At 69.8% G+C, this 24881-nt stretch carries 25 protein-coding genes and 1 pseudogene; 13 read left to right on the top strand and 13 right to left on the bottom strand.

The genetic code is table 11. The annotated features are described in order from the left end of the window. Positions 1-143: 143 nt before the first annotated feature. Entirely contained in the window at positions 144-884 is a 741-nt protein-coding gene (locus tag AB0M82_RS44335; protein ID WP_364735575.1) for a ribonuclease activity regulator RraA, read from the bottom strand. Positions 885-927: 43 nt separating this feature from the next. Next, positions 928-1182, bottom strand: coding sequence for a hypothetical protein (locus tag AB0M82_RS44330; RefSeq protein WP_364735573.1), 255 nt, complete (start codon positions 1180-1182; stop codon positions 928-930). 306 nt (positions 1183-1488) lie between these two features. On the opposite strand from AB0M82_RS44330, the gene AB0M82_RS44325 reads away from it, so the two are divergent. Further along, complete coding sequence (locus AB0M82_RS44325) at positions 1489-1671, top strand: hypothetical protein (protein WP_364735571.1); 183 nt, start codon at positions 1489-1491, stop codon at positions 1669-1671. A gap of 90 nt (positions 1672-1761) precedes the next feature. Here AB0M82_RS44325 and AB0M82_RS44320 read toward each other — a convergent pair whose 3' ends face one another. Further along, on the bottom strand, positions 1762-2865 hold the full coding sequence (locus tag AB0M82_RS44320) for an alcohol dehydrogenase catalytic domain-containing protein (protein ID WP_364735569.1): 1104 nt from the start codon (positions 2863-2865) through the stop codon (positions 1762-1764). Positions 2866-2972: 107 nt separating this feature from the next. Here AB0M82_RS44320 and AB0M82_RS44315 point away from each other — a divergent pair, with 107 nt between their 5' ends. Further along, on the top strand, positions 2973-3653 hold the full coding sequence (locus tag AB0M82_RS44315) for a LysR family substrate-binding domain-containing protein (protein WP_364735567.1): 681 nt from the start codon (positions 2973-2975) through the stop codon (positions 3651-3653). A gap of 342 nt (positions 3654-3995) precedes the next feature. Continuing rightward, a complete protein-coding gene (locus tag AB0M82_RS44310; RefSeq protein ID WP_364735565.1) occupies positions 3996-5198 on the top strand; it encodes an Ig-like domain-containing protein in 1203 nt (400 codons plus the stop codon). Positions 5199-5265: 67 nt separating this feature from the next. Here the strand turns inward: AB0M82_RS44310 and AB0M82_RS44305 are convergent, their stop codons facing one another. The 8 genes from AB0M82_RS44305 to AB0M82_RS44270 all read right to left on the bottom strand — a co-directional run bounded on the left by AB0M82_RS44305 (position 5266) and on the right by AB0M82_RS44270 (position 13016). Further along, on the bottom strand, positions 5266-5733 hold the full coding sequence (locus tag AB0M82_RS44305; protein WP_364735563.1) for a hypothetical protein: 468 nt from the start codon (positions 5731-5733) through the stop codon (positions 5266-5268). A 76-nt stretch (positions 5734-5809) separates the two neighbouring features. Further along, positions 5810-8494: an RICIN domain-containing protein gene (locus AB0M82_RS44300; protein WP_364735561.1), complete on the bottom strand. Its 2685-nt coding sequence runs from the start codon at positions 8492-8494 to the stop codon at positions 5810-5812. A 293-nt stretch (positions 8495-8787) separates the two neighbouring features. Next, positions 8788-9567 (bottom strand): hypothetical protein, encoded by a 780-nt coding sequence (locus AB0M82_RS44295; RefSeq protein WP_364735559.1) that lies wholly within the window; start codon positions 9565-9567, stop codon positions 8788-8790. A 799-nt stretch (positions 9568-10366) separates the two neighbouring features. Then, complete coding sequence (locus AB0M82_RS44290) at positions 10367-10762, bottom strand: HPF/RaiA family ribosome-associated protein (protein WP_364735557.1); 396 nt, start codon at positions 10760-10762, stop codon at positions 10367-10369. A 62-nt stretch (positions 10763-10824) separates the two neighbouring features. After that, the gene (locus AB0M82_RS44285) at positions 10825-11166 is read right to left on the bottom strand and encodes a metalloregulator ArsR/SmtB family transcription factor (protein ID WP_364735555.1); all 342 of its coding nucleotides are present in this window, start codon (positions 11164-11166) and stop codon (positions 10825-10827) included. Continuing rightward, positions 11163-12080, bottom strand: coding sequence for a hypothetical protein (locus tag AB0M82_RS44280; protein ID WP_364735553.1), 918 nt, complete (start codon positions 12078-12080; stop codon positions 11163-11165). The genes AB0M82_RS44285 and AB0M82_RS44280 overlap by 4 nt, the downstream gene beginning before the upstream one ends. Positions 12081-12147: 67 nt before the next feature. Further along, positions 12148-12579 carry a hypothetical protein gene (locus AB0M82_RS44275; RefSeq protein ID WP_364735551.1) on the bottom strand — a complete coding sequence of 144 codons (432 nt, stop codon included), beginning with the start codon at positions 12577-12579 and terminating at the stop codon, positions 12148-12150. 14 nt (positions 12580-12593) lie between these two features. Then, positions 12594-13016, bottom strand: a complete 423-nt coding sequence (locus tag AB0M82_RS44270; protein WP_364735549.1) for a VOC family protein — start codon at positions 13014-13016, stop codon at positions 12594-12596. Between the two features lie 95 nt (positions 13017-13111). Between AB0M82_RS44270 and AB0M82_RS44265 the strand changes: the two genes are divergently transcribed. From AB0M82_RS44265 to AB0M82_RS44240, 6 genes are all read left to right on the top strand, one after another. Then, on the top strand, positions 13112-14095 hold the full coding sequence (locus AB0M82_RS44265; RefSeq protein ID WP_364735547.1) for a WYL domain-containing protein: 984 nt from the start codon (positions 13112-13114) through the stop codon (positions 14093-14095). A 66-nt stretch (positions 14096-14161) separates the two neighbouring features. After that, positions 14162-15160, top strand: coding sequence for an RNA polymerase subunit sigma-70 (locus AB0M82_RS44260; protein ID WP_364735545.1), 999 nt, complete (start codon positions 14162-14164; stop codon positions 15158-15160). A gap of 164 nt (positions 15161-15324) precedes the next feature. After that, entirely contained in the window at positions 15325-15966 is a 642-nt protein-coding gene (locus AB0M82_RS44255; protein WP_364735543.1) for a LysE family translocator, read from the top strand. A gap of 322 nt (positions 15967-16288) precedes the next feature. Then, on the top strand, positions 16289-16570 hold the full coding sequence (locus AB0M82_RS44250; protein ID WP_364735541.1) for a hypothetical protein: 282 nt from the start codon (positions 16289-16291) through the stop codon (positions 16568-16570). A gap of 600 nt (positions 16571-17170) precedes the next feature. Then, positions 17171-17551, top strand: a complete 381-nt coding sequence (locus AB0M82_RS44245; RefSeq protein WP_364735539.1) for an Imm7 family immunity protein — start codon at positions 17171-17173, stop codon at positions 17549-17551. 50 nt (positions 17552-17601) lie between these two features. Further along, the gene (locus tag AB0M82_RS44240) at positions 17602-18126 is read left to right on the top strand and encodes a hypothetical protein (protein ID WP_364735537.1); all 525 of its coding nucleotides are present in this window, start codon (positions 17602-17604) and stop codon (positions 18124-18126) included. Here the strand turns inward: AB0M82_RS44240 and AB0M82_RS44235 are convergent. Continuing rightward, positions 18121-18420 (bottom strand): annotated as a pseudogene (locus AB0M82_RS44235) (helix-turn-helix domain-containing protein); the annotation flags it as partial. The gene AB0M82_RS44240 and the pseudogene AB0M82_RS44235 overlap by 6 nt on opposite strands. A gap of 115 nt (positions 18421-18535) precedes the next feature. Between AB0M82_RS44235 and AB0M82_RS44230 the strand changes: the two are divergent. From AB0M82_RS44230 to AB0M82_RS44215, 4 genes are read left to right on the top strand one after another with little or no spacing between them, the layout of a single operon-like run. After that, complete coding sequence (locus tag AB0M82_RS44230) at positions 18536-19228, top strand: response regulator transcription factor (protein ID WP_364735535.1); 693 nt, start codon at positions 18536-18538, stop codon at positions 19226-19228. Positions 19229-19260: 32 nt separating this feature from the next. Continuing rightward, complete coding sequence (locus AB0M82_RS44225) at positions 19261-20619, top strand: HAMP domain-containing sensor histidine kinase (RefSeq protein WP_364735533.1); 1359 nt, start codon at positions 19261-19263, stop codon at positions 20617-20619. Between the two features lie 55 nt (positions 20620-20674). Continuing rightward, positions 20675-21283: a DUF998 domain-containing protein gene (locus tag AB0M82_RS44220; protein WP_364735531.1), complete on the top strand. Its 609-nt coding sequence runs from the start codon at positions 20675-20677 to the stop codon at positions 21281-21283. Further along, positions 21280-23268, top strand: a complete 1989-nt coding sequence (locus AB0M82_RS44215) for a glycosyltransferase (protein WP_364735529.1) — start codon at positions 21280-21282, stop codon at positions 23266-23268. The genes AB0M82_RS44220 and AB0M82_RS44215 overlap by 4 nt, the downstream gene beginning before the upstream one ends. Here AB0M82_RS44215 and AB0M82_RS44210 read toward each other — a convergent pair. Continuing rightward, complete coding sequence (locus AB0M82_RS44210) at positions 23240-24454, bottom strand: PHB depolymerase family esterase (protein WP_364735528.1); 1215 nt, start codon at positions 24452-24454, stop codon at positions 23240-23242. The two genes, AB0M82_RS44215 and AB0M82_RS44210, sit on opposite strands and share 29 nt — an antisense overlap. Positions 24455-24881: the final 427 nt, after the last annotated feature.

The raw sequence follows: 24881 nt of genomic DNA, 5'->3' as shown, positions 1-24881 counted from the left end.
CTCGGTCGGCGCCCCGGTGCCCTTGGTGGCGAAGACGCTCTCGGCCGCCTCCAGCACGCGCGCCCGGTTGCGCCGGCGACATTCACGGCTTTCGGGTGGGCCGGGTGGGCCCGGGTGCGCTCAGCCGAGAGCACCCGCGTCCGTCAGTCCCGGCGCTGTTCGGCGCGCCACCGCTCGTACTCGGGCCGGGCCTCGTCCGACAGCGGGTAGTACAGCCGCAGATCGCCGCCCTCGGCCAGCCGGATCCGGGAGAACTCCTCCCATTCCACGTGCTCCCGAGCGACAGCCAGCAGGGTGGGCGCGAGCTTGACCGGCACCACGACCGCCCCGTCGTCGTCGGCGACGACGATGTCGCCCGGTTCGACGAGCGTGCCGCCGCACGCCACCGGCACGTTGACGGCGGCCGGGACGATGCCGGTCTGGGCGTGGAAGTTCGGTGTGGCGCCCCGGATCCACAGCCCGAGGCCGAGCCGCTTGGCCTCGCCGATGTCGCGCAGGCACCCGTCGATCACGACGCCGGCGCCGCCACGGCCCTTGAAGTAGGTCAGCATCATCTCGCCGAACACGCCGCTGCCCATGTCGCCGCGCGCGTCGACGACGATCATGTCGCCGGGCTGGGCGTGGTACATGACGTGCCGGTGCAGCTGCTTCTCCGGTTCGGCGTACTCGTCGACGGGGTAGAGGTCCTCCCGCTTCGGCAGGAACTGCAGTGTCAGCGCCGGGCCGGCCACGCGCACGCCGGGGGTCACCGAAACCGGGCCGCGGATGAACGCGCTGCGGATGCCCATGCGGCTGAGCTCGGCGCTGGCCGTCGCGCTGCCGATGGCCGCGAGGGCGGCACTGAGTTCGGCAGGCGGGCGAACGATGTCGGGCGTCTCGACCACGTTTCGAGCCTAGTCCGGCGGACCTGCTTTCGCGAGCAACCGCTCACTGGCCGTAGGAGAACCGGAGATCAGCGAACAGCAGTTGGTTGAGCCGTCGCCGGAGGTGTCCGGTCTTGCTCTGGTCCGGGGCTTCGCCGGGGGTGAGCAAGGTGAACCTCAGCAAGGTCCCGCCGTCGCGCGAGGCCGTCAGCGCGAAGTGGATCCGATCATCGGGCCGGCTCGGCCACAGCGATGACCACGTCACCCGGCTGGGCTTCTCCTCGGCCAGGACGATGGGCTCGACTTCGTCGGCCAGCAAGTGGAGCCACGGACGGGTTCCTGGCCGATGGGGCTCCACGAGTGAGTCCCAGACAGCAGGCGGAGGTGCCGGCAGCGTGCGCGCCCGTGAACCGATCTCGATCACACAAGGAGAGTAGCGATTCCTGCCGCCCACCGGCGGAGTCCAAGAGAAGCCCGGACCGATGAGCAGGAGGAAACGCCATGAACGTACCCCGGTTGTGTCTACCCAGGAATGGGAGGCCGCCGGTCAGAAGCTGTTGGTGAAGGAAAGGAGCGGACCCGCGCGCACGACTCGCTGGCCGCGGAACGCCGGCGGATGCCGTGGATGGCTCGCTCACCTCGCGCACCTGAACGCTCGTGGCACGACTTCGACGCCGATTTCGGCGTGGACGAGTGGCACGGCACCAACGCGTTCGTGACGGGGATCGACCCGTGGGACGGGCGCCTCGACGAGAAGGTGGCCGCCACCAAGGCGCACGCACGCGCGTCGGCAGGCGACGCGCCCTGACCGCCGGCCCGGTGCGGTGGTCCGGGATCGCGGTCGCGAGGCTACGTGCGCCGTGCTGCCGGATCACCCATGTCGGCCGTGTTTGTCATGTCAGACGGGCGTGGGCCGGCTCGCCCTGGGAATGAGGACGGTGCGGTCGAACGGCCCGCCGTGGGCGGCCGCGTAGGTGACCGCGTCGTTGACCTGGTCGAGGTCGAACCGGGTGACGTGTTCGGGGGTGAGGTCCAGGGCGCCGGTCGCGATGAGCCGGATCATGCCGGCGTTCGCCGTGCGTGGGTACATCCATTGGCCGCGCACGGTCACCGAGTTGCGCATGATCCAGGGGTAGGGGAGGGCGAGGTCCGCGCCGCCGAGCATGCCGACGCCGCCCATCAGCACGACCCGCCCGTACTCGCGCACGGTCATGGCGGCCGCCCGCGCCGCCGAACTGGGTGCCTGGGGCGGGAGGAGGTCGAGCACGATGTCGATCGGACCGTCGACGGCGGCGGCCATCGCGGCCCGGTCGGTGTCTTCGTCTCCGCTGAGCCCAACCGGGCTCACCCGTGGCCCGAACCGGTCGGCGAGCAGGTCGAGGATGGCCCGGTTGCGTCCCGGGGCGACGACGTGCCCGGCACCCATGGCGAGCGCGACGGCTACCGCGCTGCTGCCGAGGTTGCCGGTCGCCCCGCTGATCAGTACTGTCTCGCCGGCCGCGAGCCGGCCGGCCAGCAGCCCACCGTAGGGAATGGTGTGCACAGCCAGTGCGGACCAGCGCGCGGGATCGGCCGCCGCCCCGGCGGGCAGAGGGTACACGTTCTCGGTGGGCACCCGCATGAGTTCGGCGAACGGTCCGTCGTGCAGGTACCGGGCCAGCCGTGCGCCGCCCTCGCCGCGGGAACTCCAGCCCTGCAGCGTGATGTCCGGTGTCAGGGCGTCGTCGCGCGCGCGGACCGTCGAGTCGCACCACACCAGGTCCCCGGCCCGCAGCTTGGTCGCGTCCGGTCCCACGCGTGCCACCCGGCCGATGCCGCCGACACCCGGCACGACCGGTGGTTCCAGCGGATAGCGCCGTTCACCGCTGAACACCTCGGCCGCGTACGGGGGCACACAGGTCGCCAGGACCTCGACCAGCACCTCACCGCCGCCGGCTTCCGGGTCGGGCACGTCGGCCACCTCGAGCGGGGAGCCGAACGCGGTCACCATCGCTGCGCGCATGGGAAAGCCCTTCTGTCTCGTCCTTCGCCACCCTGTTCGAGCGGGGGTCCGACGGGGTACGGCTCACCCAGCCCGGACTGACGCTGCTGCGCCACGCTCGAACGATCTTGGCGTCGGTCGACGCGGCCGAACGCGACCTGACCGGTGAAGCTCCCCGTACCGAACTGGTGCGGCTCGGGGTGGTTCTCAGTGCCGGGCCGGTGTTCCTGCCCGCCGCGCTCGCGCGGCTCGCCGGCACCGCGCCACGGGTCCGGGTCACCACCCGCGAAGGCACCACGCCCAGCTTGGCCCGGGCGTTGCGCACCGGTTCGATCGACGTCGCCATGCTCATCTCTCGTCCACCGCACCGGCCACCGGACGGCGAGTCGCCACGCCTGCACGTCACGGCCGTCCAGGACACCGAACTTCTCGTGGCGGCCCCGGCCACCGGCACGTTCGCGGGCCGCACGTCCGTGCACATCGACGAACTGGTCGACGCACCCTGGATCGCCGCCCCCTCATCGAGCGCGGAGCCACTGCTCGGTGTCTGGCCGGGCCTGCCGGGGCGAGCGCGCATCGTCCACAGTGCACGCGACTGGCTGACGAAACTGCACCTGGTCGCCGGCGGGTTCGGCGTCACCACGATCCCGGACGGTTTGTCGCCGGTCGTCCCGCCCGGCGTGATCTCCCTGCGGGTCCAGGGCGCGCCACCCGAGATCCGCCGGGTTCTCGTGGCCCGGCTCCCCGGCACGGCCACACCGGCGATCACGGCAGTCACCCAGGCGATCACCTCCACCGTCCGGCCGTGATCTTCGGCGGGGGTGGGCAGCGCCGGCGCCCTCATCGCGCCCCCGGCTCTGGCCTCGGCCTCGACTCCGGGCGCACCGTGTCACGCAGCGACACCAGCCCGGTCAGCTTGCCCTCGACCGCCGGCAGCATCGGCGTCCCGTCGCAGCTTGCGCACTCAGCGAGAAGCGTCCTCGGAGATCGCGACGTTCTCCCGGCGCAGCGGCTCGACGCTACCGATGAGCATGACCCGGCCGTCACTTTCGACACCCCGAAGGACTCCTACGAGTACTGAAGCCGCCTCCTCGAGAGATCAGATCGTGACGCAACTTCGCGTGGGGTGGGACGTCTAGTGGAACGTGAGAATGATCCGTATCGCCGGACTCGGCCTGGTGGCCCTGTCACTGGCTGCCTGTAGTGGACAGTCCGAGACCATGGGGGCCGCGCAAGCGGCCGGAGTGACCGGGGCGGCGGCAGCGCCCGGGGTATCGGCCGCGACGGTGGCGTTCGTCCCCGCGGGCGGGGACCTGAGCCCGAAGGACCCGATCGTCGTCAAGGCGTCGGGTGGCACGTTGCAGGCGGTCACGGTCACGAACCCGCAGACCGGCAACAGCGTCAAGGGTGATCTGTCGCCGGACAAGACGACGTGGACCAGCAACGACCGCCTCCGGTACGGGGCCACGTACCAGGTGGTCGCCACCGCGGTGAACCAGGCGGGTGCGGCGACCGAGCAACGCGGGGAGGTGCGCACGCTCAAGCCGTCGGGGGTCGCCACTCCTTCGCTCTTTCAGTCGGCGTCGGGCGATTTCGGTGTCGGGCTGATCATCGGCCTGAAGTTCGATCACGACATCACCGACAAGGCCACGGCGGAGAAGTCCTTCAAGGTGACGTCCTCGCCCGCCCAGGACGGCGGCTGGTACTGGGTGAGCAAGCGCGAAGCGCACTTCCGGCCCAAGGACTACTGGAAGGCGGGCTCGAACGTGAAGCTCGAGACCACGACCTTCGGGATGCCGATCGGGGGTGGCGTGTACGGCGGCCAGGACGTCTCGGCCACGTACAAGGTGCACGACTCCTGGGTCGCCAAGGCGGACGGCAAGACGCACCAGATCAAGGCGTTCCACAATGGGCAGCTGGTGAGGACCGCGCCGATCAGCATGGGCAAGACCGTCGACACCCCGCCGCGGGGCCCGACGCCGACCTTCAACGGCACGCACACCGTGCTGGGGAAGGAGGCCAGCAAGATCATGGACTCCTGCACCTACGGTGTGTGCAAGGGCGACCCCGGTTACTACAGCGCGCCGGAGAACTGGAACGTCCGGATCTCCGCCGACGGCGAATACCTGCACGAGAACCTGAAGACGGTCGGCGTGCAGGGTAGCGACAACGTCTCCAACGGCTGCCTCAACATGAACACCGAGAACGCCAAGTGGTTCTTCGACAACTTCAACGTCGGCGACGTCGTCGAGATCACCAACTCGGGCGGCCCGCAGCTGACCATCAACAACGGCCACGGCGACTGGGCCATCAGCTGGGCCGCCTGGCAGGCCGGCAGCGCCCTGCACGGCTGAGTCCCGCACCGCCGATCGAGAACGCGAGGGTGGCTGATCGGGCTGTCACCGGTGGGGTGAGCGGCGCTTACGACGATTTCGCCAGGTCGTCACGCATGGCCTGCTTCAGGCTGAGGATGGCGTCGCTCACCGCACCGAGGGTGCTGTCCCACAGCGCATCGGCGCCCACGTCGGGTTCGTCGAAGCGGTCACGCAGGCGGCGGATCGACGCGAAGGCCTCCTCGGTCGGAGCTTCGAGATCATCCGGCGCGGTGATGAGCATCTGGTAGCGCAGCTGGTACGCCCCGGACTCGCTGAGGACCTCGCCGGCCCTTCGCATGCGCTCGTCCGCGGTGAGCGCGCCGGGGCGTCGCAGGTCGCGTAGCTGGTGGGTGGCCAGTGCCAGGGACGCGAGGTACTGGCCGTAGAGCTCGCGCCGCGCGAGATGCTCGCGGGAGTGGTGATCCCGCCGCCAGCGGGAACGATCCACGGCCAGGGTGCTGCCGGCACCCAGAATCGTGCCGAGCGCGGTGGCGACCAACGTCCCCCAGTTCACCTGGCCATGATACTTACCGCGGCCAGGTGAACCGTCCGGACGACATCGGCGACTCGTCGCCGTGCCGGGTGTCCGCTCACGCCGGTGTCAGTTGCCACTGCTGGTTCACGCCGTTGTTGGCGGTCCATTGCACGACCTGGGCGCCGTCGCTGGTCGACTGGCCGTACACGTCGGCGGCCAGGCCGCTGGCGCGGCTGACGATGGTGTAGTAGCCGTCGCCGGTGGACCGGAGGTTCCACTGCTGGTTCGTGCCGCCATTGGCGGCCCACTGCTGCAACTGCAGTCCGGCGGTGGTGGAGGAACCGTTGACGTCGAGCATTTTGCCGCTCGCGGTGTAGCGCAGGGTGTAGGCGCCGTCCTGGACGGAACTGATGGTCCAGGTCGCGTTCCCGGTCTGCTGGACGGCCTTGGCGCCGTCGGCCGTGGAGTTGCCGGCGATGGCGAGCGGCTTGCCGCTGTTGCGGTTGACGACGCGGTAGGTGCCCGGTGGGGGACCGGTGTTCCCGCCGCCCAGCGTGAAGTACTCGACCGCGTCGCTGAACGTGGCCGTGCCGGACTTGGCGGTCGACAGGACGAGGTACACCCGCGAGCCGCCGGCCGGGGTGGTGAAGGACACCGGTTGGGTCACCCGCGAACCCAGCGGGACGGTGAGGGTCGTGCCGCCGGACGCGATCACCGCGCCGTCGGGGCTGTCGAGCCGGGCGCTCCAGGCGAAGTCCACGGCGGTGCCGGCGAAGTCGTCGTTGAAGACGGTGATGGTCCGGTTCACGGTGGTGTTGGCGGGGTGACCGGGTACGGCCTGCGGCAAGGGGAAGGTGCCGCCCGCGTCCGACACACCGGAGGCCGACCAGTAGGGCAGGTCGATCGCGGCGACCGGGTTGAACGCGGCCTGGACCCGTTTGAACTGCGGGTTGCCCCAGGGGGCGGGCAGGTTGTCCGCACCGTAGACGGGGTGGCCGCCCTCTTCCGGGCTGAAATCGGTGGTCCGCACCCCGGGCACGACACTGGCCCAGGACGACAGCAGGGTGTACGGGCGCAGGTCGTTGGCGCCCTTGCCGCGCTTGGCGGCCGTCGCCGTGGCGAACCACTCGAAGCCCTGCTTGGTGTTGCACTTGGGCCAGATGTACTCGCCCTCGCCGTCGGGCCGGCCGGTCACCGACGGCACCCGTTCGCCGTACTGACCCGTGCCGTCGAGGTAGTGCGCGAAGATGGCGAAGTTGGCGTAGTTCATGTTCGGGTACCGGCTGGCCGAATCGGCGCCCGGTGCGGCGTCGATGCTGATCGGCCGGGTGCCGTCGTTGCCGTTCATCGCCGCGTAGAGGTCCTGCTCGAACTGCTCGGAGTCGTTGCCGAAGCTCGGTTCGTTGGCCTGGCTCCAGCGGACGACCGCCGGGTGGTTGCGGTCCCGCAGCGTCAGCGCGCGGTCGTGGTCGACCATGTTGTCGTGACCGCCGACGAAATCCTCCGCGCCACCGCGGATCCCGCTCTCGTCGATGATCATCAGGCCCATTTCGTCGGCCACGTCCAGCATGTACGGGCTGGCCGGCTCCTGGTGGATCCGCACGACGTTGAAGTTCAGCCGCTGGTAGTTGTCGACCGCCCCGGGCCAGCCGGGGTTGCCCGGCGACGGCGGCAGGAACCCGGGCAACGTGTCGTAGGCGTCACCCTTTCCGCCGTTGTTGATCCGGTCGTAGTCGGCGCCCTGGAGGTTGTCGCCGCGGTAGTTCATGCGCACGCCGTTGAGCTGGTAGTACTCGCCGTTCTGCGTGCTCTCCCGGAACCCGAACCGGTACGCGGCGTCGCTGGTGCGCCCGTCGTCGGTGGCCGCGTGCACCGACAGCCGGTGCAGCTGCGCCCGGTAGCCCTGGCGGTAGGGCACGTTCGGCCACCAGTACGAGGTCGTGCCCAGGTTCCACGGGATCGGGCCGACCGTCACCTTGGCCGTCGAACGGGCGGCCACGCTGACCGTGCGGGCGGGCAGGGCGGGGTAGGTGAACGAGCCTCCGCCGTCCGAGGCGAGCTCTCCGGTCAGCGTCACCGACCGGGCACTTGCGGAGGTGTTCGTCACGGAGACGTCGTAGGTGAGGGTCTGGTTCGCCACCGACGTTCGGACGAATGTGTCACTGACGTACACCGCCGGGTAAGCCCGCAGGAACGCCGAACGGAAGATGCCCTGCGGCACGGCCTCCGACCAGTCGGCGGCCACGGGCACCAGGTACTTGCCCGCGCTGTTCTTCAACGCGCCGCGGCCCTTCACCGCCACGCTGATCGTGTGCGTGGTGCCGGGAGCGGCGTACGCGGTGATGTCGAAGTTCGACGCGGTGAAGGCGGTGGTCCGGGTGGCGACCACCCGCCCGTCCACCGACAGCGTCGCCTGGTGGTTCACCGCCCCGAACTCGATCCACACCGACTGCGGCTGCCCCGTGTCCGGCACCGTGACGCTGCGCGAATACGTCGCCTCGTTCACGTCGGTGAAGCCCTGCTTGTACCAGCCGCCACCGGGCACGGTGATCGACGTCGTGGGCCGGCCCGCCGGCGTGAAGCTCCACGTCCCGGCCAGATCGACCGAGCCGATCGCGGCGTTGCCCGCGGTGAAGCCGTCCGGCGTCGACGCGACGGGAGCGGCCGCTGTGGACGCCGGGGGCCGTGGACCCGCCGCCGTGGCCGGGGGCGTTCCCGCCACAGCGGTGAGCAGCACCGCGGCGGCCACTGCCACCGGCGTGAAGCGTCGGCGGCTCCCCGGCCGAACGTGTTGTCGCATGACGCGAGCCCCTTCGTTGACGAGTCGGGGTGCAGGTCCGGCGGCCCATGATGTGTCTGACTCATCAGCGGTGTCGGTTCTGCCGGTCAAGCGTCGGCCGGTACCCCTGCGCCGCAGTTCTGCGGTTGTTCTGATCACCTATGAGAGCGTTCGGCCGTGCTCGACGTCAAGAACTGATGTGCCTAGTTTCAAGACTTTCACCACGCTAGGCCGATCGGAGTCCAGCCAGCCGCTGATTGGCTCGAACAGGGGGTGGAGGTGACCAGATGAGTACGACTCATCGAGGTCGGGTTTCATCCTGCCGGGATCCGCCGCGTTTCGACGACCTTGGTGTTGTAGTGGGCGGCGTTCACGACCGTGGTCTCGACGAGAGCCTCGAAGTGCTTCATCTTCTTCAGCTTGCGGAGAAACTTCCGGTCTCCGAGCTTCTCCGCCGCGGCCGCGGTGCCGTGTTCCCAGCACCCCGCCACGATGACGAGTTCCGAGGTGTCCGGAGCCAGGGGATTCGGCGTCCGGATGATCAAGGCGTGGTCGCTGACCGGATGCCCCGACTCCTCGTACTGTGGCACCAGCAGGCGGCCGGATCTCAGGTCGTGCACCACGGCTGCTCCCTCGTGCTCGGGATCTTCGGCGAAGGCGTAGGAGATCACTCCGCTCAGCTTCGCCAGCATCGTCCTCGTCACGGCGTTCGCCACCGGCCCGCCGATCAGGACGAGGTCCGAACTCAGGTCACGCGGCGACAGTTGCTTCGACTCGGCGATGGTCCCGGCGAAGCCCAGCTTGCGGAGCTGGGCTTCGATTTCCACGAGGGCCGCGATGTCGCCCATGCCCACCACGCCGGCTCTGGCCCACCGCCGCCGCGGTCCGAAGTCATGCGCCCCCAGGACGATGAACGGGCGACGGCCACCCAGCGCCCGCCAGAACCTGCGCGCGCGGACCAGCCTGAGGCGTCGTCTCGTGTTCGTCGCCGACCAGACCAGCACACCTCCGATGGCCGCCGCGATCAGATTGCTGGAGATGTCGGGGAAGGCTTGGACCAGCCAGCCGCCGACGCTTCCGACAGCCGGCCCCATGCGCAGTCACCCCTCGTCGACGTGATCCTTTTTCTCCAGTCGCGCTCGGCCCGCGTCCCGTTACCGCCGGTTCAGCCGGAGAGGGTCGAACCTGTCGACCAGTTCGTCGACCGACGACGACGCGATCGGTTCGATCCGGACCTCCGCGCTGACAGCGGCCGGCGGCGTAGCGGTGCTCGCGGTCCTGCGGGTGTGGACCGAGCGGCGCTACTGGTCGGCGGCGATCGGGCTGGTCGTCGTCGGGGCGTCCGTCCTGCTGGCCGGGGGGCCGGGCAGGCGATCAACTTCTCCCTTCCGGCTGTGCTCATCCAGGCCGGTCAGGGCGTGGTGCTCCTGCTGTCGATGCCGGTGCGGTGGCCGGTGGCCGGGATGGCGATGGGGCGGTTCGCCGTGACCGGTTCGGCTGGCGCGATCCCGCGCTGCGGCGGCGTTACCAGCTGTGCACGGCGATATTCGCGGGAAATGCGCGATGGCCACAGCGGTGCGGCTGCCGCTGTGCGCCCTCGTCGGGACCTGTGCCGGCGGATCCTGCGCGAAGAGCCCAGGCGGCCTAGTGTCGCGCGTCCGAGGTTTGTTGGCAGGGCCGGGTTTGCGCCCCAATGTGGCGTTGGTTGCGTTGGATGCACCGAACGCCACTTTGGGTGCGTTGGATGCACCGAACGCCACTTTGGGTGCGTTGGACGCACCGAACGCCACTTTGGGTGCGTTGGACGCACCGAACGCCACATTGGGGCGCTCGGCCCGAACGTCAAACAACTTGCGACCTAGCGGTCGCTTGGGGATTCGCGTGTCGCCTTGATCAGGCCCGCGGCGCGTCCTCGATCGCGCCGACCTGCTCCGGGTCCTCCGGAGCGGGCATGTGCCGGATGCTGTCGCTGCCCTTGTGGTCATGGGCGCGGGTGTACCGGGAATCCAGCACCCTCCCCAATTTGTGCGCCGCCCCGGCGTACGCGTCGTCCACGGTGGCCGCGTGGTGGGTGACCGCGACCGGCTGTTTGCCACCGGGCCGCGCCTCGATCACGCACTTCTTGTCCTCCGGCTTGCCGGCTCCGTCCTCGCTGAGGTGTACCTCCACCCGGGTCAACCATCCGCCGAACCGGGACAGGCCGTTCTCCAGGTCGGTGGTCACGTAGGTGGCCAGTCGTTCGCCACCGTGGATGTTGTGGTCGGTGTTGACCTGGATCTGCACGAGCACCCTCCAAAGCGGACAACCATGATCTTCGTCAGTACCACGAGGGCGGAAGGCTCAAACGCGAGTCAGGCATGCGGTGCTGCCGCGCACGCCGTGATCAGCTCGACGAGTTCTCCCAGGGGAGCCAGGCGTTCGGGGTATTCGGCGGCGTTCAACGCGTAGCGGCGTTGGGTGCCTTTGCGTTCGACGGTGAGCAACCCGGCGTCGCGCAGGATCTTCAGGTGGTGCGACGCCGCCGGCTGGGACAGTTCCAGCCGCGCGGCGATGTCGTTGACGCTGAGCGCCTCGCCGGCTCTGAGCAGCAGCACGATGATGGTCTGCCGCCGTTCGTCGCCGAGTGCGGTGAACAGCGCCCGGCTGCGCGCGAACCGGTCGAGGACGTCTTCGGCGGTGGGGGGAGGCGTCACGAGGTCATCTTGGCCGACAAGGCGTGCCGGAGTTCGCGCAGCCGGGTCACGGGCAGTTCGTTCGAGGTGCCTTCGGCGATCCAGCCGTCGAGCATCAACCGCGTCTGGTCGGCCACCTTGGTGAAATGCGCCTCGAGGTACCGCGGCAGGTCGAACGGGACCAGCCGGGGCAGCAGCCGCAGGACGAGACCGGCGGCCGGTCGCATCAGCGCCGGGGTGCGGCCGCCGACGATGCGGACGGCTTCGGCGGCGGCCGCCGTGGGCAGGTCGAGCCTGGCCCGTAGTTCCGGCAGCGACCAGCCGGCCGCCTCCAACGCGGCGACGTAGGGCACCATCCGGGCCGCGGCCGTTTCGCCTGCTCCGGGCCGACGCGCGACGCGGGTCCGCGTGCCGCGTAGCGCGGTCACGACCGAACCCGCCCGCTCGCCGCTGACGCCGTTCGCGGCGCCGGGCGGGGTCCAGTACGCGACGCCGGGCGCGGGCACCTCGTCGGCCAGCGGCGCGGAATAGGCGAGCACGGCGGGCGTCACCTGCACGATCCGCTCGGACGGCCACACCTCGCCGAGGACGGCCCGGTCGTGGACGTCCTGGCCGACGCTGACGATGGTCGCGTCACCGGTCTTTTCCGCCAGTTCCCGCAGCCACGGCCCGCGGAGCGCGGTCGAGGAAACGCACAGCCAGACCATGTCCCACGAGCCGTCGGCGAGCTCGGTCAGCACCTCGTCCGGCCGCAGCCGTCGCGGGACAGGCCGGCCTACTCGCCGCAGCCGGTAGAGCGTGCGCGCTTCCCAGCTGTCCCGTCCGGGTTTGACCAGGTACGTCACGGAAGCACCGCCCTCGGTCAGCCACAACCCGAAGACCTGCCCGAGCGGGCCGTCGCCGACCACGAGAACGCGCATCGCCACCTCATCCATCGAAGTACTTAAATGAAAGAATACATGGATGAGCACATGCGGTGGGAGTGCGCTTCGAATCCAGGCGTCACGAGATCCGGCAGTACAGCGACGTTCCGGTCCGTACCGCGCCGACGGCGAGGGCCGCCACCTCTCTGACGAGCTCTCGGGCCAGTTCGTCGTCGATGGTTTCCCCCTCCTCTTCTCGCAGTTCGACCCACCGCTCGGCGGTTGTGCCGAGCAGGTGGTCGTCAGCGCTCGCCAACGCCCTGGTGAGATCGCCGGGCGTGGCCAGGACGACAGGCAGGCCGTCGCTGCCGGCGACGACGTGCGGCCCGCCGCCGGTGATGAGCTCCTCGACGCCGCGGCCGCTGAGAAGGCTCTCCCACTCCACGAGCGTGGACCAGACGTCGAAGTTGCCGTAGGTCGCCGACTCGAAGCTCCCGTCCGGGCCGCTCTCCGCGACACCGGCCGCGGCGGTGTCGTCCGGAGCGACGAAGAACTCGATGATCGAACTCACGTGGCGATTATGTGCTACCCGTTGTATCCGCTCGCGACGTCGATGACCCACACGACGGCGAAACGGTCCTTCAGCATCCCGTAGGCGGGCGCCCAGCCCGCCGGGCCCATCGGGATCACGACGGTCGCTCCGTCGGACAGCTTCTCCCAGTAGCCGGTGACCTCCTCGACGGTCTCGCCGCGCACGGAGACGAAGAAGGAGTTCTCACCCCGCTGGTGGGCCATCCGCGCGGGCACGTCGTAGGCCATGACGTGGAAGCCGTTCCCGCCGAGGACCTGGCCCCACATGACCTGGTCAGCTTCGGATTCTTCCTGGACGGCACCGGCGTCCTTGTACGTGACGGCGGCGAGGTCGCCCCCGAAAACGGACTGGTAGAACTCCAGCGCCTCGCGAGCCTCGCCTCGGAAGTTCAGGTGGGTCGTGGTCGTGATGGACATGCGTGATTCCTTACCTTCGAATGGTTTGCGCTGGGACCACCCTCGCAGGGGTAGCGGACAGGATGTGGCCGCTTCTCTGGGCGATACTGGGCGTCGTGCCGAAGACTTCAGCGCGACTACTGGCCTTGCTCTCGCTGCTGCAGGCCCGCCGGGACTGGCCGGGGGAGCTGCTGGCGGAGCGGCTCGAGGTGAGCCCGCGCACCGTGCGCCGTGACGTCGAGCGCCTGCGCGAGCTCGGCTACCCCATCGCGGCCGTCAAAGGACCTGACGGCGGGTACCGGCTCGGCGCCGGCGCCGAACTGCCGCCCTTGTTGTTCGACGACGAGCAAGCCGTCGCGCTGACCGTCGCACTCCGGATCGCCACCACCGCCGGTGCCGGCATCGAGGAAGCGGCAGTGCGCGCGCTGGCCACCGTCCGGCAGGTCATGCCCGCAAGGCTGCGCCGCCGGATCGACACCCTCCGGATCACCGCCGTCGGGCCACCGACGACCCGGCCGGACCCCCAGGTCGACAGCAGCGTCCTCGTCGCCCTCAGCACCGCCGTCCACGCCGGCGAAGTGCTGCGCTTCGACTACGTATCCCCGGCCGGAGCAGGCGACGACGACCGCGCCGGTGCTCCGCCGCGCCGGGTGCAGCCACACCACCTCGTCACCTGGGGCGGGCGCTGGTACCTGGTCGCCTGGGACCTCGACCGCGACGACTGGCGCACCTTCCGCGCCGACCGGATCACCCCGCGCACGCCGACCGGACCCCGCTTCACCCCGCGCGAACTGCCCGGAGGGAGCGTGGCCGCCTTCGTGACCAGCAGATTCCGGGACGCCGACGGCTCCGGCGAGTGGCCGTGCCGTGGCGAGGTGATCCTCGACCTCCCCGCTGCCGCCGTGTCTCCCCACATTCACGACGGAATCGTCGAGGAACTCGGCCCGGACCGCTGCCGGCTGACCATGGGCTCGTGGTCATGGCCCGGTCTGGCCGCCGCCATCGGCAGGTTCGACGCCGACATCGAAGTCATCGGGCCGCCCGAACTCAAGGCCGCCTTCGCGCGGCTGGCCCGCCGGTATGCCGACGCCGCGAGGTGATGAGTTGTCGCGCCCGCACCCGTCTCACTGATGACGGGACACCCGACGAGGCGGAAGGATGACGTGATGAGTGCGGACACGCGGCCGGCGGAACTGGGCGTGAGCGGGCTGGGCGAGGTCGGCGAGCCGGAGTTTTCGGGGCTGGCGGAGCGGCACCGGCGGGAGCTGCACGTGCACTGCTACCGGATGCTCGGGTCGTTCGAGGACGCCGAGGACACCGTGCAGGAGACATTCCTGCGTGCTTGGCGGCGGCGGGAGACCTTCGAGGGGCGATCGACGTTCCGGGCCTGGCTGTACCGGATCGCCACCAACGCCTGCCTGGATCTGCTGGCCAAGTGCCGCCCGGAGCCGGCGATCGGCGGTGAGGTGCGGTGGCTGCAGCCCTATCCGGACCGGCTGCTCGACGAGCTGCCCGCGGGCGACGCGGACGAGCCGGAGACCGTCGCCGTCGCGCGGGAGACGATCGAGCTGGCGTACCTGGTCGCGGTCCAGCACCTCGCGCCGCGCCCGCGGGCCGTGCTGATCCTGCGGGACGTGCTCGGCTGGCCGGCGAAGGAGGTCGCGGGGCTGCTCGGGGACTCCGTCAACTCCGTGAACAGCGCGCTGCAGCGGGCCCGCGCCGGCATGCGGGAGCACCTGCCCACCGAGCGGCAGGACTGGGCCGGCGGCGAGCAGGACGCCGGGACGCGCGAGCTGGTGCGCCGCTTCACCGAGGCCAGCGTGGCCACGGACGTCCCGGCGCTCGCCGCAATGCTGCGAGATGACGTCCGCTGCTCGATGCCGCCCACGCCGGGCCTGTACGTCGGCCGCGACGCGGTCGTGAACAACTGGGTCGAGGACGGCTTCGAGGGCATGCGGCACCTGCGTGCCTTCCCCACCTCCGTGAACCGGCAGCCCGCCGTCGCCTTCTACCACTGGCGGGAGCAGGAGCGCGCGTACCTGCCGCTGACGATCGACGTCCTGCGCGTCACCGGCGGGGCGATCACCGAGATCGTCACGTTCCACGACGACCGGTTCCCGCGGCTCGGGCTGCCGGAGCGCCTCCCGGCGGACGGCACGGAGTAGTCCGATGTGGACGCTCGTGCTGCGCGGTAGTCGCGGCGGAGTGGGGCGACCATCGAACACGCCGGCCACCGGCCGGCCTGGCAGGATCAACCCGCTGGCGCCTCCTCGCGCACGTGTGGTGTCATCAGCCTGGTCGCTCGTCCACAACGCTGGTGGAGGTCGCAATGTCCGGTTCCGCTGTGCTGACCTGGACTGTGGTCGCCCTGCTGGGAGTGATGACGCCCGGCATCGACACCATGCTGGTGTTGCGACACACCCTGCTCGCCGGCCGTCGCGCCGGTGCCGCCACCGTCGCAGGCATCACGCTCGGCTACCTCGCCTGGGCGACCGCCAGCCTCGCGGGACTTACTGCCCTGCTGGCCGCATCGAAGACTGCCTACGATGTCGTCCGGATCGCCGGGGCTGCCTACCTGATCTGGCTGGGAAGCGTCGCGATCTGGAAATCCCTTCCACGGAACCGGGACCTGAGCAGCGATTCCTGCGACGTAGTCGCCGCCGCGCCTTTCAAGAGTGCCAAAGCGCTCCGCTCCGGGCTCGTGACCAACATGCTCAACCCGAAGGTCGGAGTCTTCTACATCAGCATCTTGCCGCAGTTCCTTCCGACCGGAACAGGCGCCACCACCTGGGGCACGCTGCTCGTCATCATCCACATCGCGGTGACAGCCATCTGGTTCTCACTCCTCATCTGGCTGGCAGCCAAAGCCCGGCGGCTGCTTCTTCGCGAGCGCGTCCGAGCGTGGCTCGATCGCGTCACCGCCACAATCCTGATCGGTGTCGGACTCAAACTCGCCTCCGAGACCCGCTGACCCAAGTTCGGCGGACAGTGCGATGAGTGTCATGGTGCGGATGCCATGCGTGCCACCGGTGCGGGCTTCGTCCGGAAGACCTGGCGTAACACGCCGATCCACAACAGGAACTACAACGCGAAGAGGTCGGAATTCGAGGAAGGGTAATACGGTGTACTCTACAGGGATCCGAACGGAGGGCAGGGGGGAATCATAGCGCCGGACGGAAGGGTTTTATCGTTCTGGTATAATAATCGATTCTAGAGATTTTAGGGGTCAGGCGATGGTCGGCTTCAGGGATGCATACACACTGTGGCGGTGGTTGCCGTTTCCTCGCTGCGGAGTGCACAAGGATCTGATCCTCGCGCATGACGACATGGCTCTCGCCGACGAGTATGTCTCCACTGTGGCGCGATTTGTTGAACGGGGTATCCATAAGTCTGCACCCGCAAGCGTAGACGTCTTGGGTATGATCGAGGATGTGCAGCGGCGTATCGAGATCTTGATCGGCGAGGTCGCTGGGGAAGACTTGGTGATCGCGCGGCAGCAGCACGCCTATGCGGCGCTCATGCACTTTATTTACGCGGAATTTCTCCGGATGGATCCATCACGCGATTCGGCATGACCGCCCAGGCGATCACATGACGGCACCTGCTACTGGTCGCAAGCGTGGTTACGCTGCTCTTGAATATCGCTGATTCTGCGCTGGTCAGTGGGGGAAGCGGCGTTTGACTCTATCGGCCCGCTCCTGTTGATCGGATGGGCCTCGGCCCAAGGTGGCGGCGGAGTGATCTTGTTGTGAACGTCAACGGGTGCCAGTGTTGAATCGCCTACGGAGAGTAATATTCGAGCAGTTCTCGAAGCGCTTCCTCGAGATAATCACGTTATTCTTGAGAATGCGAAGGATTCGAGCGGCGGCGATCATTATATCCAAGTATGGCTACGACCTGAGGGGATGTATCAATTGGAGTACAGGGCCGGAAATGTGAAGGAGCATTTCCAGACCTTGACGATATCGCGCGATAAGGTCGGAGACGCTCTCGTTGGATGGCTTGATGGTGCAACGGCGTGGCGGGAGAGCTTTGACTGGAAAGCGATCGGCGATTGGTTTGCTGAACAATAATCGATTGCTTCAGGCTAAAGCCAGGTCGGAATTCTGGAGGAGAGCTTCGAGGGTCACTTCCTGGCCTTGACGTGCCAGAGTTCGGCGCAGCCTGGACTTTCGGTGGTCACTTGCCTTCGCTCCGCTGCTGAAGTGCTTGACGACGAACCGCCCCTTCGTCTCGGCGAGATCCGGGCTCTGGTCGACGAGTTCGCCGGCTACGCGTTGATGGATCTTCGGCCGATGAATGGCACGTACTACATCCACCTCGGCGGGAACCCCAATCACCGTGGGCAGCATGGTGAAGCGGTGGTCGGCTTGTTCGCCAAGGTCGGGCAGCTTGCCCCTGGGTCATACGGGCTGCTGTACGTCCACGATGACGAACACCCGGCGCACATGCTGAGCTTCCGTGTCTTCCGGCTGGTCCGAGGCACGGTCACCGAACACTCAGACCACCTCCTGTCACCGGTGATCCCCACATTGGAAGACGAGGATACGAGCTGACCATGACGGCCGTGCCTTAATTCCTTTGGTGGTGGCTGGGGAGATGGTGCATGCTCGCCGGCGTGGTGGCCTTCGATCGCGAGACCGACTTCAGGCGGCTCGACTATCACCTGATGATGCGCGGTCCGGTGCGGCTTGTGCACAGTCGTACGCTCCTGAACACCACCGTCGAGTGGCTGCGGCAGCATGACTATGAAGTGGTGCTGGTGGACGCCTCCTGGCTGATCGTCTCCCACATGTTCCGCGACCTGGGCTCGGCACTGGGGTACACGTGTCACGACCAGTGGCATTGTCTGCGCGACGGCCTCGGCGAGGCGTTGGTCGAGACGTGGAGCCGATCAGCGGGTTTCGCGCTGGTCCTCACCGGCTTCGACGTGTTCGAGCGCCACCAACGCGATGACGCCTATGCCTTGCTCGAGCTGGTAGTGCACCAGGCATGGCCGGCGGCGTTGCTCGGCCAGCGCCTGATCTGCCTCGTGCAGTCCGACAAGCGCTCCCTGAGCCTGCGGCGGATCGGGATGCCGACCCTGCCGTGGGTCGACAATGACCCGGACTCGGTCGTCGCGCGGTCATGATCCGGGTTTACCGGGTTCGCCGAAGGTCTGCCGGTAGGCACCGGGTGTGGTGCCGAGGCGCGCGCGGAAGCGGCGGCGCAGGTTGACCGCCGAGGCGAGGCCGACGCGGGTGGCGATGGCTTCCACCGGAAGGTCGGTCTGTTCCAGCAGGACCCGGGTCGCGTCGAGGCGCTGGTCGAGCAGCCACCGTCCGGGGCTGGTGCTTAGCTGTTCGGTGAACCGCCGGGCGAGCGTCCGGCTCGACAGCCCGGCGCGTTCGGCGAGCCTGCCGACGGTCAGCGGGGTGCCGAGCCGGGCTGGTGCCGCGGCATCTTCGTGACCACCGGGACCTCGACCGGCCGGATTCTCATCCGTTTTTCATCCTGACCGGGCAGGCTGAGCAGGATGCCCGGGAGACGGAGGTGGCGGGGTGCATCTCGTGGTCGTCGACGACGAAGAGGCCGTGCGGGACTCGCTGTCGCGCACGCTGCGGTTCGAGGGCTACACCGTTTCGGTGGCCGCCGACGGTGCGAGCGGGCTCGACGTCATCCGCGCCGAGAAGCCCGACGGTGTGCTCCTCGACGTGATGATGCCGGTGCTCAGCGGGCTGGACAGCTGTCGCGTGCTGCGGGCCGAGGGCAACTTCGTCCCGGTGCTCATGCTGACCGCGCGGACCGGCGTCAACGACCGGGTCGCCGGGCTGGACGCGGGGGCCGACGACTACCTCGTCAAGCCTTTCGCGTTGAAGGAACTCCTCGCCCGCGTCCGCGCGCTGCTGCGCCGGGTCGAGTACGCGACCGCGCCCGCGCCGGGCGGCGACCGGTTGAGCTTCGCCGACCTCGCCCTCGACCCCGGCACCCGCGAAGTGGTGCGGGGCGGCCGGCCGATCTCGCTGACCCGCACCGAGTTCGCCATGCTGGAGACGTTCCTGCGGCACCCGCGGATCGTGCTGACCCGCACGGTCATGTTCGAACACGTCTGGGGTTTCGACTTCGGCGCCGCCTCCAACGGCCTCGACGTCTACGTCAGCTACCTACGCCGCAAGCTCGAAGCGGCGGGCGAGCCGCGGCTGCTGCACACCGTCCGCGGGGTGGGCTACGTGCTGCGGGAAGACCCGCTGTGAAGCGCTGGCGCCGCCTTTCGCTGAGAGGGCGGATGACCACGCTGATCGCGGCCGCGGTCGCCGTCGCCGTGCTCGCCGTGTCGCTGGTGTCGTGGCTCTTCACGCGCGACAGCCTGTACAAGCAGTTCGACGGGCAGTTGCAGGCGTACGCGCAGCTCGCGGCGAAGGCCGCTTCGCCGGATGAAGCGCTGAAGCTGCTCGAGGACGACTCGAACTTCCCGCAGTTCGACGTGCCGGTGGGCTCCGGCCAGTTGTTCGTTCAGTTCCTCGACAAGACCGGGCGCGTCGAGTCGACAAGTGGTTCGCCACTGCCCGTGCAGATCCCGGTGACGGCGAGGACCGCGCTGATCGCGGCGGGCGAGGTCCCCGGCGGCCCGGACAACGACGCCGTCGACTCGGACAGCGTGCGGGTGTGGGTCACCGCGCGGGACACCGGCGGCGCCGTGCTGATCGCGCGTGATGCCGACGGCGTCGAACGGGCTCTCGGCCGTCTGGGGTTCCTGGAGATCGCGCTCAGCGTGGCCGGGGTGGCCGCGGCCGCGCTGGTCGGCCGGGCCGTGGCCCGGGCGGGGCTGCGGCCGGTGGACGCGCTCACCGACGCCGCCGAGGACGTCGCGCGGACGCAGGAGGTGAACCGCGCGATCAGCGTGGACGGCCGCGGGGAGATCGGCCGGCTCGCCGAAGCGTTCAACGCGATGCTGAGTGCCTTGGCGCGCTCACGGGACGAACAGCGGCGGCTGGCCGAGGACGCGTCGCACGAGCTGCGCACGCCGTTGACGAGCCTGCGCAACAACATCGAGCTGCTCATCCACGCCGACGCCGCGGGCAAGCCGCTGCCCCCGGAGGACCGGTCGAGGCTGCTCACCGACCTCGACGCGCAGTCGGTCGAGCTGACCACGATCATCGGCGAGCTGGTGGAGCTGTCCACAGGGGACAGATCGCCGGAGCCGGTGGACCGGGTCGATCTCGCCGACGTCGTCGGCGCCGCGGTGGAGCGTGCGCTGAACCGCGCCCAGCACGCGAGCTTCGAAATGGCGCTGACCAGCGTCGTAGCCATGGCGGCCCCGGGCGAACTGGAACGCGCGGTGCTCAACATCCTGGACAACGCGGCCAAGTGGAGCCCCCGCGACGGCATCGTGAACGTGACGCTTTCGGTGGCGGCCGCCCGGGCCGTGCTCGTCGTCGAGGACCAGGGGCCGGGGATCGCGGAGGCCGATCTGCCGCACGTGTTCGAACGGTTCTACCGGGCCGACACGGCCCGTGCGCTGCCCGGGTCGGGGCTCGGGCTGGCGATCGTGGAGCAGGTCGTCACCCGCCACGGCGGGACGGTCGAGGCGGGCAACGCCGAGGGCGGCGGGGCGAGGTTCGTGGTGAACCTGCCGCTTTCTTAAGCAATCTCCGCACGTTTCTCATCGAGATCTCATCGGGCCGCACCAGCTTGGCAGGGTGACCCGGACTTCTTCGCTCGCCTGGACCGCCATCGGCCTGGCCGTCGCCGCCCAGTTGCTGGTCGCGGTGCTCACCACCGCGTTCGCCGGCCAGGTCGACCCCTTCCGCGACCCGGTCAGCGACTACGTCTTCCACCGTGGCGGAGGCGCGCTGTTCGCCGTCGCCGTCCTGCTCGTGCTCGCCTCCGGCGCCGTGCTCGCGGCCGCGGCCCGGCTCGCCGGGCTGCCGGTGCGCACCGCCGTGGCCGTCCTGTTCGGGCTCTGGCTCGGCGGGCTCGTCGTCGTGCTCGTGTTCCGCGGCAACGTCAGCGCGGCCCAGCCGACGCTGCCGGGCACCCTCCACCGCTTCGGCGGCGCCGTGCTGTTCTCGAGCCTGCCGCTGGCCTGCCGGGCCCTGGCCCGGCAGCTTCGCCCGGACCCGCGCTGGGCGGTCGCCGCGCGCCGGCTCGGCTGGTCCGCGTTCGCCGGGCTGGCGACGGCGGCCTCGTTCGGGCTCGCCCAGTTCCTCCCGGCGCTGCCGCAGGGACTGCTCGAACGGCTCGCGCTCGCCGCGGAACTCGGCATTCTCGTGACCGCCGCGCTCGCGGTCCGGAGCGCCGGGCGATGACCGTCGTCGCGATCGCGTGCGCGGCCGTCGCCGCCTTCCTGTTCTCGAGGTCGGTCGGCCTGCAGCACGACGCCGTCCGCGCCGCCGGACCGGGCCGCCGCCTCGAGGCCGGAGCGCTCGGGCGGGTCGTGCGCTCGCGCGCCTGGCTCGGCGGAACGGCGCTCGGGCTCGCCGCCAGTGGCCTGCACCTGGTCGCGCTTTCCCTGGCGCCGCTGGCGATCGTGCAGCCGATCGGCGTGCTCAGCCTGGTCCTCACCGTCGTCCGCCGTGGTGACGCCGCGGTGCCACGCGTGCGGCTCGTCGTCGGTGCGGTCTGCGCCGGGATCGGCGGGTTCGTGGTGCTCTCGGCCGGTGCCGGCTGGGCCACCGGGACCACCGTCGACGTGTGGCCGGGCGTGCTCGCGGGCGCGGTCGCCGCCGTCGCGGGGCTCTGCTGCCGGGGACGCTACCGCTGTCTCGGCCTGAGCACGGCGGCGGCCGTCCTTTTCGGACTCGGGTCGGCGGTCATGCGCGCCGCCTTCCTCGAGCTCTCGCCGGGCGTCGCCGCCCAAGGGCTCGTGCTGCTCGTCGCCGGCGGCTGGCTGCTGCACCAGGCCTACGCGGCCGGGCCGGCCGCCGTGGTCGTCGGCGCCACCACCGTGCTCGACCCGCTCACCGCCGTCGTCGCCGCGCTGGCGCTCTACGGCGAATCACCGCACGTCCCGCCGGCCATCGCGGCCGCGCAGGCCGGGCTCGCGCTGCTCGCCGTCACCGGCGTGCTCGTGCTGGCCCGATCCGTCCCCGACCGAAGTCACCACCCCACCAGCGAGGAGCCCACCATGCCCGGCCAGCGCATCCTGATCGGCGCCGACACCTTCCCGCCCGACGTCAACGGCGCGTCCTTCTTCGCGGGCCGCCTCGCCGAGGGACTGGCCGCTCGCGGCCACGACGTCCACGTGCTCTGCCCGCGCCCCCACACGCCGAGCGCGCCGAGCGCGGCTTACACCGTGCACCATGCGCGTTCGGTGCGGACGCCGTTCCACCCGGCGTTCCGGATCAGCACCCCGGGCCGCGCCCGCGAGGCCGCCGGGCCGCTGCTCGACCGGTTGTGCCCCGACGTCGTCCACGTCCAGTCGCACTTCGCGGTCGGCCGCGCGCTGCTCGCCGCCGCGCGGGAACGCGGCATCCGCACGGTCGCCACCAATCACTTCATGCCGGAGAACCTCCTCGGCTACGCCACGCTGCCCGGGTTCGTCAGCCGCGCGCTGATCCGCCTGGCCTGGCGCGACTTCGTGCGGATCTACCGGACCGCCGACGTCGTCACCACCCCGACCCCGCGGGCCGCGGAACTCCTCGACGGCCACGGCCTGCCGAACCCGGCGCTGGTGGTGTCGAACGGCATCAACGTGGCGCACTACGCGGGCCCGGCCGAGCCGTCCGAGGGGTTCGCGGCGCTGTTCGTCGGCCGGCTCGACGCGGAAAAGAACATCGACGAGCTGCTCCGGGCGATCGCACCGCTGCCGGGGGTCCGGGCGGAGATCGTGGGGGACGGCACCTGCCGCGACGACCTGGTCGCGCTCGCCGGCCGGCTCGGGATCGCGGATCGCGTGCGGTTCCACGGGTTCGTGCCGGACGGCGAGCTGGTCCGGATCTACCGGAGCTGTCACGTGTTCTGCATGCCCGGCACGGCGGAGCTGCAGAGCCTGGCCACGATGGAGGCGATGGCGGCCGGGCTGCCGGTGGTCGCCGCGGACGCCGTCGCGTTGCCGCACCTGGTGGAGCCGGGTCGGAACGGGTTCCTCTACCCGCCCGGCGACGTCGGCGCGCTGCGCACCGCGATCGCGCGCCTCGCCGCCGGGCCGGACCAGAGGGCCGCGATGGGCGAGGCGGGCCGGGCCGCCATCGCCCGTCACGACATCGCCACGACGCTCGACAGGTTCGAAGAGCTGTACGGACTCGTGAGCCCGGCTGTGGCGGTCAGGAGAGTGAGCAGGACATTCCGTTGAGGGTGAAGGAGGCGGGTCCGCCCGCGTCTCCGGTGTGGGTGGCCTGGAAGCCGATGGCGACCGAGGCGCCGGGCGCGATCGTGGCGTTGTGCGTGACGTTGCGGGCGGTCACCTGCCCCGAGAACGGCGAGTAGGTGGCGTTCCAGCCGGAGGTGATCGACTGCCCGCCGGGCAGGCCGAAGACCAGGGACCAGCCGTTGATCGCGGTGGTGCCCGTGTTCGTGAGGGTGATGCTCTCGGTCAGGCCGCCGTTCCACGCGTTCACCGCGGCCTTGACCCCACACGGTCCGGAGGGGAGCGGCGGGTCGGTGGGGGTGGTGAGGGTGGTGAGGCCGAAGAACGCGAGGGCGTGGGCGGCCATGCCACCGGAGGGCAGGCTGTGCCCGGCGCCCTGGATGCTGTACGCCTCGACCTGGGTGGTGCCGGCGGCGTCGGTGTAGCGGCGGCGGTTCCAGCCGGACTGCGGAGTGTCCGTGGACGTCGGGGTCTGGCTCAGCCCGAACACGTTGGTCCACTGCTCGATTTCCTCCTGCAGCAGGGAATACGGCACGAGGGTGTCGGCGGTGCCGTGCCAGAGCTGGACGCGCGGGCGGGCGCCGGTGTAGCCGGGGTAGGCCTGCCGGACCGCGTCCCCCCACTGCTGCGGGGTCCGGTTCATGCTTCCGCCGGTGCACTTGCTGGTGCCCGGCGGGAAGTCGGCGGCGTTGGCGAAGCAGTTGAAGGGCACGCCCATGAAGGCCGCGCCGGCCTTGAACACGTCCGGGTAGAGGGCGAGCATCTCGTTGGTCATCATGCCGCCGGAGGACGATCCGGTGGCGAAGACCCGGTTGGGGTCGCCGCCGTAGTGCTGTTCGGCGTAGGTCACCATCGAGACGATGGAGACCGGGTCACTGCCGCCGCCGCGGCGCTTGGCCGCGTCGGACCAGGTGTCGAAGCACTTCCCGAACCCGGCCTGCTGCTGCGCGCTGGGGTAGATGACGACGAACCCGTACCGGTCGGCGAGCGACGCGAACTCGCTGCCCGAGTAGAAGCCGGGGCCCGAGCCGCCGCACCCGTGCATGGCGACCACGATCGCGGGGTGGGCCGGGCGGGAGTCCGGCACGTAGACGTGCATGCGCATCCCGCCCGGGTTGGCGCCGAAGCCGGTGACCTCAACCAGCGACGCGGCGGACGCCGTCGGTGGCACGACAGCTCCGGCGACGGCGATCAACAGGACGCTGACGAGTGTTCCGAGCGTTCTTCCGAGCCCAGTCATCATTGACCTCCGGTTGGGGATTCCCCCTCACAAAGGTAGGTAGACCGGTGACGGCCGTCAACGATTCGCCGAATGTCAATCTCGAAAGTTTCGGCCGGTAGGGGTGTTTCACGACGGAAGCCGGACAGATTCGTCAAGATCGTCAGCGGTCGGCAGAACTTTGCGGGCTGCGCTCATGCGCCCCAATGTGGCGTTGGGTGCGTTGGACGCACCGAATGCCACATTGGGTGCGTGGGATGCACCGAATGCCACATTGGGTGCGTTGGACGCACCGAACGCCACTGTGAGGATGTGGGGGCGAGGTCACCGGTCCGGTTTGACTCGGAACGCCACCGACCGTGGTGTCTGGCCAATGATC

It is taken from the genome of Amycolatopsis sp. NPDC051128 (assembly GCF_040682715.1).
In the GTDB taxonomy this organism is placed as follows: domain Bacteria; phylum Actinomycetota; class Actinomycetes; order Mycobacteriales; family Pseudonocardiaceae; genus Amycolatopsis.
Note: the sequence above shows the minus strand (reverse complement) of the source record. Positions and strands in the feature narration are given on the sequence as shown.

What these genes read in the sequence shown, in the direction of transcription:
- AB0M82_RS44225 (WP_364735533.1), top strand. Translation starts at nt 19,261, where the DNA reads ATGACCACGCTGATCGCGGCCGCGGTCGCCGTCGCCGTGCTCGCCGTG.
- AB0M82_RS44270 (WP_364735549.1), bottom strand. Translation starts at nt 13,016, where the DNA reads ATGTCCATCACGACCACGACCCACCTGAACTTCCGAGGCGAGGCTCGC.
- AB0M82_RS44240 (WP_364735537.1), top strand. Translation starts at nt 17,602, where the DNA reads ATGCTCGCCGGCGTGGTGGCCTTCGATCGCGAGACCGACTTCAGGCGG.
- AB0M82_RS44295 (WP_364735559.1), bottom strand. Translation starts at nt 9,567, where the DNA reads ATGGGGCCGGCTGTCGGAAGCGTCGGCGGCTGGCTGGTCCAAGCCTTC.
- AB0M82_RS44280 (WP_364735553.1), bottom strand. Translation starts at nt 12,080, where the DNA reads ATGGATGAGGTGGCGATGCGCGTTCTCGTGGTCGGCGACGGCCCGCTC.
- AB0M82_RS44320 (WP_364735569.1), bottom strand. Translation starts at nt 2,865, where the DNA reads ATGCGCGCAGCGATGGTGACCGCGTTCGGCTCCCCGCTCGAGGTGGCC.
- AB0M82_RS44215 (WP_364735529.1), top strand. Translation starts at nt 21,280, where the DNA reads ATGACCGTCGTCGCGATCGCGTGCGCGGCCGTCGCCGCCTTCCTGTTC.
- AB0M82_RS44300 (WP_364735561.1), bottom strand. Translation starts at nt 8,494, where the DNA reads ATGCGACAACACGTTCGGCCGGGGAGCCGCCGACGCTTCACGCCGGTG.
- AB0M82_RS44325 (WP_364735571.1), top strand. Translation starts at nt 1,489, where the DNA reads ATGGCTCGCTCACCTCGCGCACCTGAACGCTCGTGGCACGACTTCGAC.
- AB0M82_RS44310 (WP_364735565.1), top strand. Translation starts at nt 3,996, where the DNA reads ATGATCCGTATCGCCGGACTCGGCCTGGTGGCCCTGTCACTGGCTGCC.
- AB0M82_RS44260 (WP_364735545.1), top strand. Translation starts at nt 14,162, where the DNA reads ATGAGTGCGGACACGCGGCCGGCGGAACTGGGCGTGAGCGGGCTGGGC.
- AB0M82_RS44255 (WP_364735543.1), top strand. Translation starts at nt 15,325, where the DNA reads ATGTCCGGTTCCGCTGTGCTGACCTGGACTGTGGTCGCCCTGCTGGGA.